An 18,420-nucleotide genomic window follows, 5' to 3' on the forward strand; every position below is an offset into this window, starting at 1 on the left:
CCCGTGCAGGAAGGCGCGGCCCGACTCGCACAACTCATGCGGCACTACCGACCTGATGTGGTCGTCACCTACGACGAGAACGGCTTCTACGGCCATCCCGATCACATCCAGGCCCACCGCATCACGATGGCGGCGCTGGAGATGACCGCGCTGGCACCGAAGGTGTACTGGACCACGGTGCCCCGCTCGGGGATGCAGCGGTTCGGCGAGATCATGCGCGAGTTCCATGAGGACATGCCGGAGCCGGATCCTGCCGAGGCCGCCGCGATGGCCGAGATCGGCCTCCCCGACGATGAGATCACCACGTGGGTGGACACCACCGCGTTCAGCGGTCAGAAGTTCGACGCGTTGGCCGCGCACGCCAGTCAGGGCGAGAACATCTTCTTCCTCAAGATGGGCAAGGAGAGGTTCGGCGAGTTGATGGGCATGGAGACCTTCGTACGTGTCCAGGACGCCACCGGCGCGGCCATACCCGAGAACGATCTCTTCGCCGGACTGCGCTGATCCGCCCGTCCGACCGGCCGGGAAAGCGCATCGACCGCACAGCGCGATCGAGCGGGTCACACACCCGGAGGCTTGTCCACGCGAGTTCCGCTCCGGCAGCCCAGGTCACAAGACCGGCGGTCTGCTCCGATCAAGACAGACCGCCGAGGAATCGACACGAAGCTGCGGCTCCGATGTCCGACACGCCATGAGGCAACGGAAGAAGCAGCAGGTCACGAGGGCCGGTCTCCGACACCAACCGCGAGACCCTACGGGAGTTGTGGGGTCCCAAGTTCGGCTGCACAATCTCACGGCCCGCTTCATATCGACAGCACTGATGAAGCGGGCCGTGAGACACCACAGGCCAGCAGCCTGCCCCTCCGTAGCATCGGGGCACTGGTGGCGCCCCGCTCTTCGCCCGGCAGGTGTGGGGGTCAGCCACCGACAATGAGGCGGCTGCCCCCCAACAACTCGGAATCCGAGGTGTTCGCGGCGCGGGAGCCATCCCGTACCCGCGAACCCCTCGGATTCTGCTTCTGCGCTAGATGTATTGATCACGAGCGACGCTGGTGGACGAATTGCGTCCGCGCCGGCCCGAGGCGCTCGTCCATGACCCGGAGATGGTCGGTTGGGCCGAAGTTCGTTCGGTGTTCGCGCCCGAGCCCGCCCACTCCTTGTGATTGACTGCAGCCGTGTTGCAGGAGTCGGTTTTCCACACCATGGATCTGGCAGCCGATGACAGGTTCGACGCATGGGTGCAGCGAATGGGCCGGACTCATGCGCCCATGCATCTGTCCAGTGATCGCGCGGCGGACTACCGCGGTCACCAGCGGCTGATCGGGCTGGCGGACGTGACGGTGTGGCCGGCGACCTTCGACCACTTGGTCTTCTGCCGGACTCCGAAGCTCGTACGCCAGTCCGATCCCGAGGTCTACCACCTCTCCCTCCTGGTGCGGGGGGAGGGATCGGCCGCCTGGGACACGCGGGAGGCCGTGTACCGGATCGGCGACATCCACATCAACAGTTCGTCGCGTTCGTACGAGATATGCACCGGCCCTGAACCGGTAACCATCGTCGGAGTCGAGATCCCCCGGGCGCTGGTGGCGTTGCCCGCGAGCAGGGCCGATCAGATGGTCGGACGCCGGGTATCGGGTCGAGAGGGAGTCGGCGCCTTGCTGGCGCAGTTCCTCACCCAACTTGCCTCGGATACCGGCGCGTACCAGCCGCAGGACGCGCCCCGGCTGGGAATCGTTGTGGCCGATCTGGTCACCGCTGTCTTCGCACACACCCTGGACGCCGACCTCCTGATGCCGCCGGAGATCCACGGCCGGACGCTGACGCTGCGTATCAAGGCGTTCATTCGCCGGCATCTGTCAGACCCGGAGCTGACGCCCGCCCGGATCGCCGTCGCGCACCACATCTCACGCAGCCACCTGTACCGCCTTTTCCAGGCCGAGGGCCACACCGTGGCCTCGTACATCCGCGACCGGCGGCTGGAATGCGCCCGCCGCGACCTCGCCGACCCGGCACTGCGCGCGATGCCGGTCCATGCCATCGCTGCCCGCTGGGGTTTCTCCCGCGCCGCCGACTTCACGCGAGCGTTCCGTACCGCCTACGGCGTTCCGCCAAGTGACGTTCGCTGAGGGGACGCCGTAAGCGGCTGGGAAGACCGTGGACTCTCCGCTAAGCAGGCAGAGACCGTCCGCTAACGACAGACGGGCGTCCTGCCAGGCATCTTCGTGACCACCGCGGGTGACGTACGGGACGACGGCGCAATTTGAACTCGTACGAGACAAGTGGCCGGAAGAGGCTTCCCCTAGGAGGGGGGGTCATTCCGGCTGCTCGTGCCCGATGGACTGTGATCCACTCTGCGTAGGAGGAAACATGAAGCACCGATTGACCGGGGCCCTTGCCCTGGCGGCAGTTGGTCTCCTGTTCGGCGCAGGAAATTCGTACGCTTACGACGCGGGCGTTTATACCTCTAGCAGTAACGGCTGGGCGGATTGGACGGAAGACGGCGACAAACTGGCGGTCTGCGACCGGTATGCGGATGGTTATGGGGTTCGCGGTTACATCTACATACCCAACTCCGCCAGCGACCCGGGCAACGGCACCGTCCTCCTCAAGGGCGACGACCCTAGCGCCGATGGCGCCTGCAAGTACTTCACCAAGAACATCAGCGAGACCGTCCATATTTCCATCAAGGTCTGTGAGTACGCCGGGGACGTGGTGAAATACTGCCGATACACGGCAATCAGGTAGTCGCGTCTCACTTGGCGGGGCCCGCGTGTTCTCCGGGCCCCGGCTCAGAGGGATCACGAGGTGTTCGAGCCTCCTGGACGTCGAGCGCCTCAAGCAGGGGCTCGACGTTCACGCTGCCACGGCCTGCGTATCGCGCCAGGTGGGACTGTTTGCGCCTGCTCGTAGTCGCGGACCAGGCGCCGGTGCAGTATCAGGACCCCGTAGCTGCTCGACCCTCCACCGCTTCGGCTCCGGAACGAACCCCGTCTCCTGCGGGTTGTGTTCGACGATCTCCACGTCGATCCCGAGCGAGGCGCCGTGGGCGACGACGACGTTCTTGAAGCCCTGGTCGACCAGTGCCTTGCGCACCGTGGCCGGCCGGTCATGGAGGCGGGGACCCCGGCAGCCGTTCGGACACTCTGCGTGTCCAGCACCACCAGGGTTGAGTCCTCTGATCGGCGGGCCTTCTCGCGGATTTGGCAGCGCAGGAGTTCATGGATGACCTGGTCGGTCCCGTCGTCCCGCCACGCGGCGAAGTAGTAGTACGTCGCGCTTTCGACGGCAGGTCGTGCGGGAGGTAGGCCCACTGGCAGCCGGTCCGGCCCTCCGTTGACCGAGCGTGCCTGTCCTTCCATGCGGTGATCAACAGCTCGGTCAACGACCACTGCTCGTCCGATAAGTCACTCGGGTACGGCTTGCGTTCACTCACCTCATCAGAGCAACAGCTCAGCGACCGCGGACCGGCGGATTCCGCGTGCACCCACACCATCAGGCGACAGCAAACCTACTCAAATGCTCACGAACCGCCCTCTCGGAGGCAGCTGCGAGGTGGCGGCGGCAGATGTCGGCAGCCGTGAGGTGGGGTGTGTGCAGCGCATCGCTGCAGAGCCGCATCTCGCGAGCTGCTCGGTCGAGGTGCTGCCAGAAGGTGAGCGGGAGATCGAGGTCGTCACCGAGATCGACGAGACAGTCGAAGGCGAGTCCCAGCTCGTTGTGCTCCAGGAATTCCAGCGTCGCTGAGAGGTCTATGTTCGGCAGGTCCTGCAGGTGGGCCCGGGCGGCGTCGAGGTGACCACGGGTGCGGTTCCAGCTGGCCTGAAGTGCCTCGCGATCAACGGTCACGGCATCATACGAGCTGCTGGCGTTCACCGCCCTCCCCCGCGAGATCTGGCGGCAGATCTGGTCGAACAACCCCCAGGAACGGCTGAACAAGGAGATCCGCCGCCGCACCGACGTGGTCGGGATCTTCCCCGACCGCACCGCCGTGATCCGCCTGGTCGGCGCCGATTTGGCCGAGCAGAACGACGAGTGGACCGAGACCCGCCACCCGACTCGATAGAGCCAGACCCCGGGTACAGGTGTGGGTCGTGACAGGCGAAGACACGGCGCAGGCGGGCTTCATCAGTGACGACCTGTCCGTCGAAGACGGTGTGGCGGGAGAACTCGGCCAGCCGGGTTTCGGCCTCGGTGCCGGCTGGGCCCGGTCACGCCGTCGCCCCGGTTCGTCGAGGGGCGTGCAGCCGCACTCAGGCTCAGCACGTCGCCCCGCCTGACCGCCGTGCGCCCTCGGTCCGCGGGGTGGGATCACCAGCAAGACGGACCTAGTTCTCGCAGCATCCGCACATTGGTCGCGAAAGCGATGTTTGTGGCGGCCAATGAAGGTCACCTGGCCTGAACGGGACCGACAGGCTCCGGGCGCGGGCAGCGTGCCTGGTACGCCGCTGCTCCGTACGACGAAAGGCAGACGCATGACGGAGACCTCACCTGTCACAACGACCGATTCCGGCGCCCCGGTCGAGAGCGACGAGCATTCGCTCACCATGGGACCTGCAGGTCCGATCCTGCTGCAGGACGCCTATCTGATCGAGCAGATGGCGCAGTTCAACCGGGAGCGGATCCCCGAGCGGCAGCCACACGCCAAAGGAAGCGGCGCCTTCGGCCACTTCGAGGTGACCCACGATGTCAGCGCCTACACCAAGGCGGCCGTCTTCCAGCCGGCGACACGCACCGACCTGGTCGTCCGCTTCTCGACCGTCGCGGGTGAGCGCGGCAGCCCGGACACCTGGCGCGACCCGCGCGGCTTCGCGGTGAAGTTCTACACCAGCGAAGGCAATTACGACATGGTCGGCAACAACACGCCGGTGTTCTTCGTGAAGGACCCGATGAAGTTCCAACACTTCATCCGCTCCCAGAAGCGCCGCGCCGATAACAACCTGCGCGACCACGACATGCAGTGGGACTTCTGGACGCTCTCCCCCGAGTCCGCCCACCAGGTCACCTGGCTGATGGGCGACCGCGGCATCCCGCGGACCTGGCGCCACATGAACGGCTACACCTCCCACACCTACATGTGGATCAACGCCGTCGGCGAGCGTTTCTGGGTGAAGTACCACTTCAAGACCGACCAGGGCATCGAATGCTTCACCCAGCACGAGGCCGACCAGATGGCGGCCGCCGACACGGACTACCACACGCGTGATCTGTTCGAGCACATCCGCGACGGCGACTTCCCCAGCTGGACCCTGCACGTGCAGGTGATGCCGTACGAGGAGGCCGCAAGCTACCGCTTCAACCCCTTCGACCTCACCAAGGTGTGGCCGCAGGGCGACTACCCACTGATCCCGGTCGGCCGTATGACGCTCGACCGTAACCCGACCGACAATCACGCGGAGATCGAGCAGGCGGCCTTCCAGCCCAACAATCTCGTCCCCGGCATCGGCCCCAGTCCGGACCGCATGCTGCTGGCCCGGCTGTTCTCCTACGCGGACGCGCACCGCCACCGGATCGGCGGCAACTACCAGCAGCTTCCGGTGAACGCCCCCGTCGTGGACGTCCACACCTATTCCAAAGACGGGGCGATGGCGTACCGGAAGACCGCCGACCCGGTGTACGCCCCCAACTCCAAGGGCGGTCCCGCGGCCGACACCACACGTTACTCCCCGCCCAGCTGGGAAGCCGACGGCGCCATCACCCGCGCGGCCTACGTCAGCCATCCCGAGGACGACGACTGGGGCCAGCCCGGCACACTGGTGCGCGAGGTCCTGGACGATGCCGCGCGCGACCGTCTGGTCGACAACGTCGTCGGCCATCTCCTCAACGGCGTCTCGGAACCCGTCCTCAAGCGGGCCTTCGAGTACTGGTCGAACATCGACAAGACCATCGGCGACCGCATCGCCCAGGGTGTGCGCGCCAAGGCGGGCGAGAAGGATCCGAAAGCCGCCGAGCAGGGCAATCCCGCACGGCGCGACATGCAGGACAAGGCCTGACGGATCGGGTCCCCATGGTGGGCTTTCGTCTCCCGGCGCTGCCGACAGCAGTCCAGGACCTGTGCCAGGCATTCCAGCGACTCCGGAGTGGCCGACAGGCAACCGCCGTCCCAGCTGCGTTCACGGACAAACCGCGCGGTCTATCACAGGCCCTTGTCGATGCGGTCGATGAGCGCTTGCACCGCTGCACCCTGGGGCGCTGTCAGCGTTCCTTTGTCCACCCGTAGAGCAGTCCGGCTGCTGATGTCCCCAAGGCGTGACAAGGCCCGGTTCAACGTCGGCTTGTGGCGTTTCGCTTCGGCAGGCCCTTCACATGCCCGGAACTGTGGCTTCCACCACGGCGGATGTGGTCTTGACCTGGTGAGATCGCCGGATGCTCGGTTTCCTCTTCCGTCTCCTGCCATTCTGGGTCCGCGAGCCCCTGCTCATCGCGGTCGGATCCGTTCTCGGCATACGCATCATGTATCTCGCCGTTCACGATCACGATCGGGTCGCGGCCGGTCTCGGCGTGGTGTTCCTCGTGTTCACCGCGATACGCATCTACGTGGTGGTCAGGGCCCTGCGCGCACGCCGGAACCCCAGTCCGGCGGCCTCCGCGGACGGGCCGGCGGTCCAGGCTGCCGCTCAGGCCCAGGCCCAGGCCGGAGCTGAGCCGCGTCCCGGCCCGGGCACTCCGGAGAAGGAGCCCAACGCGTGGGGCCAGGCCGTCGCGGCATTCGCCGTGTTCGGGGCACTCGCGGTCGCGCTATGGGTGGCCCCACGCCTGATGCCGTCCGACGACAGCACCCCGCAGCCCGCCTCGTGTTCGAACGGGGAACACGAGGAGCTGCCGAAGGCCTACAAGGGGACCCCCCAGCCTGTGACCGGTGAAGAGCTGTGCAAGGCGCTCAACCGGCCAGACCTGGCCAAGCTTCTTGGAACGCCTGAAGAGACCGCGACCACTGCTTCCGGCACCAATAACACCGCTCCCCTGACTGATGGGAAAGTCGCCCAGCCGGAGGCCGAGGTCGCGTTCGAGACGTACACCGTGAATGTCTCGGCCACTTACAACCATCTGACGACTGACCAGTACGTGAAGCTGATGAAATACGGGGACGAGAAGGACGTCAAGACGCTCAAGGTTCTCGGTCGGCCCGCGGTCTTCTCCTCGGATCACACCATGAAGTTCGAGATCAATCTCGGGAGTGGCGGATCCGGCGGACCGGTCGAACAAGGTCCCCTGGCCAGAACGCTGTCCGTGGCCCTCGACCATGATGACCGGGGCGGCTACTGCGAGATCACCGTGTGGAGCACGTCCGGAGCCCTCCCGGACGACAGCGCTCTCCTCGACATCGCGGAGAAGGTCCTTCCGACGATCCCCGAACGGGCTGTTCGATGAGACGCCGAGAACTGACCGGCCGCGAAAGGATGGCTCCGGTCGCGCCGCCGGCGCACTGTGTCTGCGGTCTGGTTGGTGTTCATGACTTCGCTTGCTCGGTGAGGGGGCTCCCCAGGTGGGTGGCGAAGTAGGTCTCGATGCGGTGCCAGGCGTCTGCGGCGGCTTCCGGGTTCGGGCCGATGCCCCTGACGCGGAACAGGGGGTGCAAGGGCCGGGGCCGGCCTCGGCGTCGTTGAGGAAGGCGTGGCCTGCCTGCGGGTACTCCTTGACCTCGTGCACGACTCCATGGCGTTCGAGGGTCTCGCACAGCCGGGTGGCCGCCCCTTTCAGGGTGCGGTCCTTCCCGCCGAAGCCGGCGACGACGGGGCAGGCGTCGGCAAGGACGTCGTGGTTGGGGCACCAGCGGAGGGCGGGGCGGAGCGGAGGCCGCGGGCTTCTGAGACATCGGCTCTGGTCGACCCTGGTGTCCACACCGGCCGACCCGGCCGCAAGTCGGGTGCGTACCGTCGGCGAGGTGGTGTGATCGGGGGTATGGCGATGGTGTTGTGCGCACCGGCAGTCGACGGGTTGAGCGAGGCTGTGTGCGTGCTGCGGGAGTGGCAGTACGACGGGGCGCCGATGCAACTGCATCCGGGGGACCTGTGCTGGTTCTGGCGGTTCGGTGCAGGGGCGACGGCCGCGGCGGTTCGGACCTGGAGCCGGGACGGACAGATTCTCGCCGTCGGGCTGCTGGACGGCCCCGAGCTGTTGCGGCTGACGATCGCGCCGGATGCCCACCGGGACGAGGAGCTGGCGCAGCAGCTGGTCGAGGACCTGACCGAGCCGGAGCGCGGCGTACTGAGAGAGGGGAAGGCGTACGTCGAGGCACCCATGCGCGCGCTGGTCCAAGATCTGCTGTACCGGGACGGCTGGAACAGCGATGAGTCGTGGACGCCGCTGCGCCGCGACCTCACGGAGCCGGTGGAGGACCGGCGTGCGGATCGATGTGATCGGGCCGGAGCAGGCACACGTGCGGGCCGCCGTACAGCGGGCGTCGTTCGACGGGTCGACGTTCACGGACGAGCACTGGCACGCAATGGCGGCCGGATTGCCGCACGCCGACGCCCGGTGTCTGGTCGCGTACGACGACCGGGGCAACGCGGTGGCGGCGGTGACAGTGTGGTCGGCCGGTCCGGGAAGGCCCGGGTTGCTCGAGCCGATGGGCGAGCACCAGGGACATCGCGGTCAGGGCTACGGCAAGGCGATCACCGTCGCCGCGGCGGCCTCACTCCAGGAACTGGGCTCGTCGAGCGCGATCGTCTGCACCCCGAGCTCCAATGTCGGCGCCGTCGCCACCTACAAGGCAGCCGGCTTCCAGCAGCTCTCTGAGGTCCGGGACCGACGCCGTGACGCCTGGCTCGGAGACGGGAAGCAGGTCGTGGATTCGGAAGGGTGAGAGCCGCCGGCGGCCTTCGGGTCGGGCTGTGTCTGCTCCCGCTGCCGGAGCCGGCACTCGTGCCCCCGGCGCTTGCGTTCAGCCAGGGCGGGCCCGGCGCTCCGCCTCTCACCAATGCCTCGGGACTCGGCCCGGCATGACGCGGCGGCCCAGAACGGGGTGACCTGCCTCCACGGAGGTTTCGCCTCCGACCGGCTCGGGAACCGCTGAACGTCGTCCCAGTCGAGGAGCGCCGGACGGCCAGCGCCTCCGACGCGCGGATGGCAGGCGCGCGCTCCGGGCGCGCCGGGAAGCGAGGGCCGCATGACGGACGCCTCTGGCGTTCCCCCGGAGCCGCGACCGCCCCTCCGCGGACTGCGTGCCCGCTGGCAGGACTCCGTCGCCGGACGGCTGTGGCGGCACGGGACCGAGTTGGAACTGCTGCACCGCGCCATGGGCTTCTCGGCGCTGGGGCTGGTTACGCTGGTCCCGCTACTGATCGTCGTCGCCGCGGCGCTCCCCTTCAAGGAGCGGGGCTTCGCCCTGTGGGTCATCGACGGGATGAGTCTGTCGGGGCGCCCCGCCGAGGCGGTGCGCGAGCTGTTCGCCGCGCCACGCAGGGTGCTGAGCACGACCAGCGCCCTGAGCGTCCTGCTGGTCGCATTGTTCGGCGTCACCTTCGCGGCGAGTGTGCAGAACGGCTACGAGAGGATCTGGGAGGTGCCCTCGGGCCCGTGGCACCACGTATGGCGCCGCGTGGTGTGGCTCACCGCGCTGACGGGCTATCTGTACTCCGAGACGCAGAGCGGTGCAGCGTTGCGGGGCGGGACGGCGCACTCGGTCCTGCGCATCGTCCTCACCTCGCTGTTCGGGGTGTTGTTCTTCTGGTGGGGACAGCACTTTCTGCTGGGCGAGCGGGTGCGCTGGCGTGCGCTGCTGCCCGGTTCGGTCGCCACGATGGCGGGCCTCGGCGGGCTGCGCTGGTTCTCCGACCAGGTGTTCTCACCGCTGATCGTGACCAACGCGGTCACCTACGGGACTGTCGGCACCATGCTCGTCGTGCAGTCCTGGCTCATCGGCGTCGGGTTCGTGGTCTTCGGCGGGCCACTCCTGGGCCGCCATGTGCACGACGCCTGGCAGCGGCGGAGACTCTCAGCCTCGGAGCGATCCGACCCGCTCAAGGGGCGAGGCATGTGATAGGACGGGAGCGTCGACGGGACCGACCTTGCTGACCTTCTGAGCGTTGGCCCAGACATCGGTCTTGTCCGGCGCCCCGTGACACATCCGCACGTTCGGCCCACGGGTACATTCGAGGGACAACGGCAGTTCGCGGCCCTCCGAGGACTCCAAGAGGCACCTCGTATCGGACTAAGATCGATCGTGAGGCATCGCGGGAGCCCCGCAAGCACTCAGAATGCCTGACGATGCGTCAGCAAAGTCAGCAAGGAGTCAGCATGAGTCCGATCAAACCTGGTCACAGGCGGCTACACCCTCAAAACGCTTGAGTCCGTAGATGTGTGCTGTGACGTGGCAGAACACGCCTGCAGAGCCGATCCGGTAGAGTGAGAGGGACACCGTGTTCTACTACCTGCTCAAGTACGTCCTTCTGGGCCCGCTGTTGAGACTGGTCTTCCGGCCCCGAATAGAAGGCCTGGAGCACGTACCGGAGTCGGGTGCGGCCATCATCGCGGGCAACCACCTGTCGTTCTCCGACCACTTCCTGATGCCCTCGATCCTCAAACGGCGCATCACCTTCCTGGCGAAGGCCGAGTACTTCACCGGCCCGGGCGTCAAGGGGCGGCTCACCGCGACGTTCTTCCGCAGCGCCGGGCAGATCCCGGTCGACCGCTCCGGCAAGGACGCGGGCCAGGCGGCGATCCGTGAGGGCCTGGGCGTGCTCAGCAAGGACGAGCTGCTCGGCATCTACCCGGAGGGCACCCGCTCGCACGACGGCCGCCTCTACAAGGGCAAGGTCGGCGTGGCGGTGATGGCCCTGAAGGCGAGGGTTCCGGTGATCCCCTGCGCGATGATCGGCACCTTCGAGGCCCAGCCCCCGGGCAAGGTCATCCCCAACGTCCACCCCGTGGCGATCCGCTTCGGCAAGCCCCTCGACTTCTCCCGCTACGAGGGCATGGAAAGCGAGAAGGCCATTCTGCGCGCCGTCACCGACGAGATCATGTACGCGATCCTGTCGCTCTCCGACCAGGAGTACGTCGACCAGTACGCGGCCGTCGTCAAGGCGGAGGAGGCCGCGGCCAAGGAAAAGGCGCGCAAGTTCCCCCGTCTGCCGCTGCGTTGAGGCATCTTCCGAACACGAGTGAGGGGCGGCCGGTGTGATCCGGCCGCCCCTCGCTGTCGTACCGGTGGCGGTTACGGCTTCGGCGTGGCGTGCGGTGCGCAGGTCATGTCGGCGGTGTCCAGCTTGCCGGTGAGCAGGTAGGCGTCCACCCGGTCGTTGATGCAGGTGTTGACCAGGCTGGTCACGCCGTGGGAGCCCGCGTTCTTCTCGGTGATGAGGCGGGAGCCCTTGAGGCGCTTGTGCAGTTCGACGGCGCCCTCGTACGGGGTGGCCGCGTCACGCTCGGACTGCACGATCAGCACCGGCGGCAGGCCCTTGTGGCTCTTGACGTTCAGCGGCGTCTGCTGCTTGACCGGCCAGGTGGCGCACGGCAGGTTCATCCAGGCGTTGGCCCAGGTCATGAACGGGTTGTTCTTGTGGAGCCGCGTGTTGTCGCGGTCCCACTTCCGCCAGCTGGTGGGCCACTTGGCGTCCGCGCACTCGACGGCCGTGTAGACGGCGTTGCCGTTCTCCGAGGCCGCGTTGCCCGCGGTGTCGCTCAGGTCCGGGGCGGCCGCGTCGACGAGCGCCTGGGTGTCACCGGCGACGTACTTGCTGAAGACGGTGGCGACGGGGGCCCACGACGAGTCGTAGTAGGGCGCGCTCTGGAAGAAGGAGATCAGCTCGGCCGGGCCGACGACCCCGCCGATCGGGTTCTTCTTCGCGGTGGCGCGCAGCTGCAGCCACTTCGCCTGGACGGCGGCACGGGTGGTGCCGAGGTGGAAGGTGGCGTCGTTCGCGGCGACCCAGTCCTGCCAGTCCTTCCAACGGCCCTCGAATGCGACGTCCTGGTCGAGGTTGGCCTCGTACCAGATCTTCTCCCGGGACGGGTTGACGACGCTGTCCACGATCATCCTGCGGACGTGTCCGGGGAAGAGCGTGCTGTAGACGGCGCCGAAGTAGGTGCCGTAGGAGACGCCGAGGAAGTTCAGCTTCTTCTCACCGAGGGCGGCACGGATGACGTCCAGGTCGCGCGCGCTGTTCGGCGTGGTCATGTGCGGCAGCATCGCGCCGCTGCGCTCGTAGCAGCCGTCTGCGTACTCGCGGGCCAGCTTGCGCTGGGCGCGCTTGTCGGCCTCGGTGTCCGGGACCGGGTCGGCCTTGGGCGCCTTGACGAACTCCTGCGGGTCGATGCAGGAGATGGGCGTGGAGTGGCCGACACCGCGCGGGTCGAAGCCCACGAAGTCGTAGGCCTTGGCCACCTTGGCCCACACGGGGGCCTTGGTGGTGACCCGGCGCGGGAAGCGCAGCCCGGAGGCGCCCGGGCCGCCGGGGTTGTAGACGAGGGCGCCCTGGCGCTCCTGCTTCGTCCCCGTGTTGCCGATGCGGTCGACGGCAATCTTGATCTGCTTGCCGTTGGGCTTGGCGTAGTCGAGCGGCACCGTGACCCAGCCGCACTGGATCGGCTTCTCCAGGCCCCAGTCGGCGGGGCAGTCCTGCCAGTCGATCCCCGCCTTCGCGGCCCGCTCCGCGGCGATGGCGGTGCCCCGGGCCTCGCGGTCCTGCCCGGGCCTGCTCTGCGCGTTCGCCGTGGGCGCGGCGAACGCGCCGGCTATGAGCGTCGCCGCGACGATCGCTCCGGCCGAACCGAGCGCGGTCGTACGCTTGTTCGGTCTAATGTCCCTCAAGTGGGCCCCTCCCCGTACCTCGTGTTGACAGGTACGGGGATCCTCTCGGCTGTGAGGACCCTGAGAACAGGGTTTGTTGACCTTCTTTGCCAATCCGATAACCGGATATCAGTGTTCCGCCACCGGATACCTGATGCGGACTCAGCCGAGGTGCTCCAACGCCTCGTCCAACGCTCGCCGCAGCCGCAGCCCGTCCGGCGCGACGGCACTCACCAGCGCGGCCGGCCCCGCGAGCGGCATGACGGCGGCCTGGTCCCCGACGGCCCGCGCGACCACCGGCTGCGTCGCGAACTCCGGCCGTACGACGACGAGTTGCCCCACGGCCCGCTGTCCCGCCAGCACGGCGGGCCCGTCCCAGCCACCGGGAGCGCCGGGCCCGCAGGCCAGCTCCTGATCCAGGACGGTACGTCCTCCGACCCTCACGGTGAGCCGGCTGCCGAGCCGCCCCGGCTCCTCTCCGGCCCGGCCGAGCACCTGCTCCTCGCGCAGCACGAGCCGCGCTGTGGCAGCGAGTTCCACACGGGTGGTGACGTACAGCTCACTGCCCCTGGCCGAGATCAACGGCTCGGGCAGCCACAGCAGTTCACCCCCGCCGGCGACGCTGATCCGCACGTCGTAGCGTGCCTCGCCCTTCGCCTGCCCCGGCAGCGCGATGGTCGCGGCGGCCGACCCGACCCGCAGCCTCGCACCGTCCTCGACCTCGGCCTCCACGGCGAAGCGGTCCCCGCCGAGCGGCCCGCTCATCGCGCCGACCACCACGACCCGCGCCTCGGCCCCGCTCCCCCGCGTGCGCCGCAGCGCCAGCGGCCCCTCCCCCTCCAGCACGGGCAGCGACGTACCGCCCCGCCCGTCGGCGCGGGCACGGATCCGCGCGGTGGCCCGGACCCCGGTCATCGTCACACCGTCCACGCGGCGAGCTGCGCGCGCACCCACGCGGCGACGTCCGTCACCCCGTTCTCGCTCCTCAGCGACTGGAAGACGACCGGCAGTTCGGCCCGCTGAGCCTTGGCGTCGGCAGCCATCCGGGCCAGGTCCGAGCCGACGTACGGGGCGAGGTCGGTCTTGTTGACGACGAGCAGGTCGGCGGTGGTGACCCCCGGCCCGCCCTTGCGCGGAATGTCGTCCCCGCCCGCCACGTCGATCACGAAGATCTGCGCGTCTACCAGCCCCCTGGAGAAGGTCGCGGTGAGGTTGTCCCCACCGGACTCGATGAGCACGAGATCCAGCGGCCCGACCTCGTCCTCCAGATCTTCCACGGCTTCGAGGTTCGCCGAGATGTCGTCCCGGATCGCGGTGTGCGGGCAGGCCCCCGTCTCCACGGCCGTGATCCGCTCGGGCGGCAACACGGCCTCCCGCAGCAGGAACTCGGCGTCCTCGCGTGTGTAGATGTCATTGGTGACGACGGCGAGCGCCAACTCCTCGCGCAGAGCCCGGCAGAGCGCCGCCACGGTGGCGGTCTTGCCGGACCCGACGGGCCCACCGAGCCCGATCCGCAGGGCACGACGAGTGCCACCGGGACGACGAGCGTCGGCGCTGACGGCGGCGGGCCCGTCGTGGGAGTGGTCGAGATGCATGATTACGGCTCCAGGTTCACCCGGTTCGGCGGTACTTCTTCACCCAGTTCGGCTGCTCTCAGCCCGTCCGGCGTTCGAGGACGAGGCCGTTCAGGCCGATGGGGGGTTCAGGGGGCGAAGCCCCCTGGGCGGGGTCGAAGGGGCGGAGCCCCCGGGGATGGGACAGGTAGGGGCGGCGGGGGCGAAGGACCTACGAGGCGAACAACCGGACCGGCCACGCCGCATGCACCTCCGCCCCGATCTCCAGCAACGGCGCGGAAGCCGCAGGCAACGCGTCGACCCCCTCGGCCGGCACAGCCCTCCCCGCCGACACCGCCCGATCGACCACCCGATCCAGCTCCGGCGCCAACCGGGCCAGCACACCCGTCGCCTCGAACGGATCCAGACTCAGCAACCGCACCACCGCCGTCGCCGGCCCACTCACACTCTCGTACACCGCGCAGTACGCCGCATCCTCTGCCCCGAGCCCAGCCGCCCGCGCCGCCAACCCCAGCACCACCGGCTGATGAGCCCCCTTGGGGAACTCCCGGGCCACGGCGTCCAGTTCCGCGCTCGGCCAGGTAGCGCGAGCGGCCCGCATCAGCTGCCGCCCCAGCCTGCGCGCAGCGACCCGCAGCGCGGGGGACGGGGTCCGGGCGTCCGCCGCCGCGTCCAGCGCCGCCGGGTCCGCCCCGGCCGCGGCCGCCGCGGCCAGCGATGCCCCGACCAGACCGGCCGTGTGCAACCGCCCCCGGCAGAACGCCTCCAGGCTCGCCGCGCCGGTGATCCGCCCCGCCTTGACGGCCTCCTCCGCCCCGCCGGAGTGCGCGTGCCCCCCGGCGGGAAAGCGGCCGTCGGCCAGAACGAGAAGTGCTGCCCTGCCCATCACAACCCACCCATCACGACTGGCCCATCAGAACAGGAAGTACCGCTGAGCCATGGGCAGTTCCGCCGCCGGAGTCGCCTCCACCAGCTCCCCGTCGATGTGCACGGCGAAGCTGTCCGGATCCACCTCCACATGCGGCCGCGCGTCGTTCTCCCGCATGTCGGCCTTGGTGACCCCACGCGTCGAGTCGATCGCCACGAACCGCTTGCCGAGCTGGAGCCGCTCCGGCAGCCCGTCCTCGATCGCCAACGGCGCGACGAAGTTGAACGAGTTGGAGGCCGGTGCCCGCCCGATCGCCCCGTACATCGGCCGCGGCAGGATCGGCTGCGGAGTCGGGATCGAGGCGTTCGCGTCGCCCATCTGCGCGTACGCGATCTGCCCGCCCTTGATGACGAGGTGCGGCTTGACGCCGAAGAACGCGGGCTCCCACAGCACGAGGTCGGCGAGCTTCCCCGTCTCCACGGACCCGATCTCGCGGGCCAGTCCCTGCGCGAGCGCCGGGTTGATCGTGTACTTGGCCACGTACCGCCGCACCCGCCGGTTGTCCGCGCGCCCGTCCCCGGGCAGCGCGCCCCGCCGCCGCTTCATCACGTGCGCGGTCTGCCAGGTCCGCAGGACGACCTCACCGACGCGTCCCATGGCCTGGGAGTCGGACGAGATGATCGAGATGGCGCCCAGGTCGTGCAGTATGTCCTCGGCCCCGATCGTCGACGGCCGGATCCGGGACTCGGCGAAGGCGAGGTCCTCCGGCACCGCCGCGTTGAGGTGGTGGCACACCATCAGCATGTCGAGGTGTTCCTCGGCGGTGTTGACGGTGAACGGTCGGGTCGGGTTGGTCGAGCTGGGCAGGACGTGCGGCTCGGACACCACGGTCATGATGTCGGGTGCGTGCCCGCCGCCCGCGCCCTCGGTGTGGTACGCGTGGATGCCGCGCCCGGCGATCGCGGCGAGCGTGTCGCCCACGAACCCCGCCTCGTTCAGCGTGTCCGTGTGGATGGCGACCTGGATGCCGGTCCGGTCGGCGACGGTCAGCGAGGCGTCGATGACGGCCGGGGTGGACCCCCAGTCCTCGTGCAGCTTCAGGCCCAGCGCGCCGCCCCGGATCTGCGAGAGCATCGCCTCGTGGGAGACGGTGTTGCCCTTGCCGAGGAAGCCGATGTTCAGCGGGTACTGCTCCATCGCCTCCAGCATCCGGGCCAGGTGCCACGGGCCGGGCGTCACCGTCGTTGCCTTCGACCCCTCGGCCGGACCGGTGCCACCGCCCACCAGCGTCGTGACACCGGCGGACAGCGCCTCGTCGGCGATCTGCGGACAGATGAAGTGGACGTGCGCGTCGATCGCGCCGGCCGTGAGGATCCGCCCGTTGCCCGCGATGACCTCGGTCTCGGGGCCGATCACCAGGTCGGGGTGCACCCCGTCCATCGTGTCGGGGTTGCCCGCCTTGCCGATGCCGGTGATGCGGCCGTCGCGCATGCCGACGTCGGCCTTGACGATGCCCCAGTGGTCGACGATCACCACACCGGTGATGACGGTGTCCGGGGTGCCGTCCGCGCGCGTGGCGCGGGCCTGGCCCATGGACTCGCGGATGACCTTGCCGCCGCCGAAGACCGCCTCGTCCCCGGCGCGTCCGGGGCCGCCGCTGCGGTCCTCCTCGATCTCGATCAGCAGATCGGTGTCGGCGAGCCGGATGCGGTCGCCGGTCGTGGGGCCGAACAGGTCGGCGTACGCGGCACGTGAGATCTCAGGCATCGAGGGCACCTCCGGTCTCCCCGCGCAGTCCGGGCACGACACGGGCGCCGGTGAGCGGTACGAGTTCGACGTCGACGGGGATCCCGGGCTCGAAGCGGACGGCGGTGCCGGCGGCGACGTTCAGCCGCTTGCCGCGCGCTGCGGCGCGGTCGAACTCCAGGCCGGGATTGGCCTCGGCGAAGTGGTAGTGGGAGCCGACCTGGACGGGCCGGTCGGCGGCGTTGAGGACCGTGAGCCGGGTGACCTCGCGGCCCTCGTTGTAGACGATCGGGCCCTCGCCGAACAGGATCTCTCCGGGAATCATGGCGGCCTCCCCGTCAGACGATCGGGTCGTGGACGGTGACGAGCTTGGTGCCGTCCGGGAAGGTCGCTTCGACCTGGACGTCGTGGATCATCTCGGGGACGCCTTCCATGACGTCGTCCCGGGTGAGCAGCTTGCGTCCGGAGGACATGAGTTCGGCGACGGTACGGCCGTCACGCGCGCCTTCGAGGATGTGCGACGTGATGAGGGCGATCGCCTCGGGGTGGTTCAGCCTGAGCCCGCGGGCCCGGCGCTTCTCGGCGACGTCGGCCGCGACGTGGATCAGCAGCCTCTCTTGCTCGTGCGGGGTCAGTTGCACGTCCCACCTCACATCCTCGTTCCGGACCGTGCGGGGTCCGGTTGCCGCGGCCACGAGGAAAAGCCCCTGGTGGCATGGACCGGCAGGCTAGTTGGAGCGAGTTTCGAGCAAGTTAACCGAGCTGTGATCCTTCAGACGCCCGACTCGGGGGCCGACACGCTCATCAAGGCCCGCAGGCCGTCCCGCAGAACCTCGACCGGGGCGGGGCCGAACAGGGACTGCTGGGCGATGAAGCCCAGTACGGCGGCGATCATCGTGCGGGCCACATGGTCCGGGTGGATGTCCGAGCGCATCGTGCCGGCGTCCTGGTAGGCCTCGACGATCCGCCCCCACGCGGCGCGTATGGCTGCGTACCCCTTCCCCAGGACGGCCGCCAGTTCGTCGTTGCGCGGGATCTCCGTCCACACCTGGACGACCAGGCGCGGGAAGGCGGGCACGCCGTCGAGGGTCAGGGACTCCCGCAGGCCGAGCGTCCGCCCGAGGACGGAGGCCACAAGCAGGTCGGGCGGCGGGGGCGGGCTCTGCCGGGCCGCTTCCTCGAAGGCCGACTGGACCTCGCCGAGCACCTCGCCGACGATCGCGGCGATCAGCTCCTCCTTGCCGCTGAAGTAGCGGTACACCGCCCCCGCGGAGAGGTCGGCCTCCTTCAGTACGTCCTGCATCGACGTGGCGTGGAAGCCGTTGCGGGCGAAGCAGAGCGCGGCGGCGTCGAGGATCTGCCGACGGCGGGCGTCGAGATGTTCCTGGGATACGCGGGCCATGGCCACAAACTAAAACGAACATTCCTTCTTGACAAGCGGGCGCTCGACGGAGGACGGTGATGACAGACATAAAACGAACGATCCTTCTCTTTAAATACCCGCC

Annotated in this window: 16 protein-coding genes and 4 pseudogenes; 9 read left to right on the forward strand and 11 right to left on the reverse strand. The window is 68.7% G+C overall.

From position 1 onward, the window contains the following. From ACFYWX_RS23855 to ACFYWX_RS23865, 3 genes are all read left to right on the forward strand, one after another. On the forward strand, window positions 1-504 hold a 504-nt coding region (locus tag ACFYWX_RS23855), incomplete at its 5' end, for a PIG-L family deacetylase (protein ID WP_389426106.1). 671 nt (window positions 505-1,175) lie between these two features. After that, complete coding sequence (locus ACFYWX_RS23860; protein ID WP_389426107.1) at window positions 1,176-2,126, forward strand: helix-turn-helix domain-containing protein; 951 nt, start codon at window positions 1,176-1,178, stop codon at window positions 2,124-2,126. A 241-nt stretch (window positions 2,127-2,367) separates the two neighbouring features. Next, window positions 2,368-2,745: a hypothetical protein gene (locus ACFYWX_RS23865; RefSeq protein WP_389426108.1), complete on the forward strand. Its 378-nt coding sequence runs from the start codon at window positions 2,368-2,370 to the stop codon at window positions 2,743-2,745. 108 nt (window positions 2,746-2,853) lie between these two features. On the opposite strand, the pseudogene ACFYWX_RS23870 reads toward ACFYWX_RS23865, so the two are convergent. Beyond that, window positions 2,854-3,433: pseudogene (locus ACFYWX_RS23870) on the reverse strand (transposase). A 59-nt stretch (window positions 3,434-3,492) separates the two neighbouring features. After that, window positions 3,493-3,873, reverse strand: coding sequence for a MafI family immunity protein (locus ACFYWX_RS23875; protein ID WP_389426109.1), 381 nt, complete (start codon window positions 3,871-3,873; stop codon window positions 3,493-3,495). On the opposite strand from ACFYWX_RS23875, the pseudogene ACFYWX_RS23880 reads away from it, so the two are divergent. The 3 genes and pseudogenes from ACFYWX_RS23880 to ACFYWX_RS23890 all read left to right on the forward strand — a co-directional run. Next, window positions 3,848-4,048: pseudogene (locus tag ACFYWX_RS23880) on the forward strand (transposase); the annotation flags it as partial. The gene ACFYWX_RS23875 and the pseudogene ACFYWX_RS23880 sit on opposite strands and share 26 nt — an antisense overlap. 424 nt (window positions 4,049-4,472) lie before the next feature. Continuing rightward, window positions 4,473-5,990, forward strand: coding sequence for a catalase (locus tag ACFYWX_RS23885; protein ID WP_389426110.1), 1,518 nt, complete (start codon window positions 4,473-4,475; stop codon window positions 5,988-5,990). Window positions 5,991-6,363: 373 nt separating this feature from the next. Next, the gene (locus tag ACFYWX_RS23890) at window positions 6,364-7,368 is read left to right on the forward strand and encodes a DUF6215 domain-containing protein (protein WP_389426111.1); all 1,005 of its coding nucleotides are present in this window, start codon (window positions 6,364-6,366) and stop codon (window positions 7,366-7,368) included. 279 nt (window positions 7,369-7,647) lie between these two features. On the opposite strand, the pseudogene ACFYWX_RS23895 reads toward ACFYWX_RS23890, so the two are convergent. Then, window positions 7,648-7,998 (reverse strand): annotated as a pseudogene (locus ACFYWX_RS23895) (hypothetical protein); the annotation flags it as partial. Here ACFYWX_RS23895 and ACFYWX_RS23900 point away from each other — a divergent pair. From ACFYWX_RS23900 to ACFYWX_RS23910, 3 genes and pseudogenes are all read left to right on the forward strand, one after another. Then, window positions 7,900-8,803 (forward strand): annotated as a pseudogene (locus tag ACFYWX_RS23900) (GNAT family N-acetyltransferase). The pseudogenes ACFYWX_RS23895 and ACFYWX_RS23900 overlap by 99 nt on opposite strands. 303 nt (window positions 8,804-9,106) lie before the next feature. Continuing rightward, window positions 9,107-9,979 (forward strand): ribonuclease BN, encoded by an 873-nt coding sequence (locus ACFYWX_RS23905; protein WP_389426112.1) that lies wholly within the window; start codon window positions 9,107-9,109, stop codon window positions 9,977-9,979. A 379-nt stretch (window positions 9,980-10,358) separates the two neighbouring features. After that, window positions 10,359-11,081 carry a lysophospholipid acyltransferase family protein gene (locus ACFYWX_RS23910; RefSeq protein WP_389426113.1) on the forward strand — a complete coding sequence of 241 codons (723 nt, stop codon included), beginning with the start codon at window positions 10,359-10,361 and terminating at the stop codon, window positions 11,079-11,081. Window positions 11,082-11,152: 71 nt separating this feature from the next. Here the strand turns inward: ACFYWX_RS23910 and ACFYWX_RS23915 are convergent, their stop codons facing one another. The 8 genes from ACFYWX_RS23915 to ACFYWX_RS23950 all read right to left on the reverse strand — a co-directional run bounded on the left by ACFYWX_RS23915 (window position 11,153) and on the right by ACFYWX_RS23950 (window position 18,317). Next, entirely contained in the window at window positions 11,153-12,748 is a 1,596-nt protein-coding gene (locus tag ACFYWX_RS23915) for an alpha/beta hydrolase (RefSeq protein WP_389426114.1), read from the reverse strand. A gap of 141 nt (window positions 12,749-12,889) precedes the next feature. Then, complete coding sequence (locus tag ACFYWX_RS23920) at window positions 12,890-13,642, reverse strand: urease accessory protein UreD (RefSeq protein WP_389426115.1); 753 nt, start codon at window positions 13,640-13,642, stop codon at window positions 12,890-12,892. Window positions 13,643-13,644: 2 nt separating this feature from the next. After that, window positions 13,645-14,322, reverse strand: a complete 678-nt coding sequence (ureG, locus tag ACFYWX_RS23925) for an urease accessory protein UreG (RefSeq protein ID WP_389426116.1) — start codon at window positions 14,320-14,322, stop codon at window positions 13,645-13,647. Between the two features lie 190 nt (window positions 14,323-14,512). Next, a complete protein-coding gene (locus ACFYWX_RS23930; protein ID WP_389426117.1) occupies window positions 14,513-15,187 on the reverse strand; it encodes an urease accessory protein UreF in 675 nt (224 codons plus the stop codon). Between the two features lie 27 nt (window positions 15,188-15,214). Further along, a complete protein-coding gene (locus ACFYWX_RS23935; RefSeq protein WP_389426118.1) occupies window positions 15,215-16,936 on the reverse strand; it encodes an urease subunit alpha in 1,722 nt (573 codons plus the stop codon). After that, a complete protein-coding gene (locus ACFYWX_RS23940) occupies window positions 16,929-17,240 on the reverse strand; it encodes an urease subunit beta (protein ID WP_389426119.1) in 312 nt (103 codons plus the stop codon). Before ACFYWX_RS23940 ends, ACFYWX_RS23935 begins: the two co-directional genes overlap by 8 nt. A 13-nt stretch (window positions 17,241-17,253) precedes the next feature. Then, on the reverse strand, window positions 17,254-17,556 hold the full coding sequence (locus tag ACFYWX_RS23945; RefSeq protein WP_389426120.1) for an urease subunit gamma: 303 nt from the start codon (window positions 17,554-17,556) through the stop codon (window positions 17,254-17,256). A 131-nt stretch (window positions 17,557-17,687) separates the two neighbouring features. Further along, window positions 17,688-18,317 carry a TetR/AcrR family transcriptional regulator gene (locus ACFYWX_RS23950; protein WP_389426121.1) on the reverse strand — a complete coding sequence of 210 codons (630 nt, stop codon included), beginning with the start codon at window positions 18,315-18,317 and terminating at the stop codon, window positions 17,688-17,690. Window positions 18,318-18,420 lie beyond the last annotated feature (103 nt).

The sequence above is a fragment of the Streptomyces sp. NPDC002888 genome (genome assembly GCF_042888465.1).
Classification (GTDB): domain Bacteria; phylum Actinomycetota; class Actinomycetes; order Streptomycetales; family Streptomycetaceae; genus Streptomyces.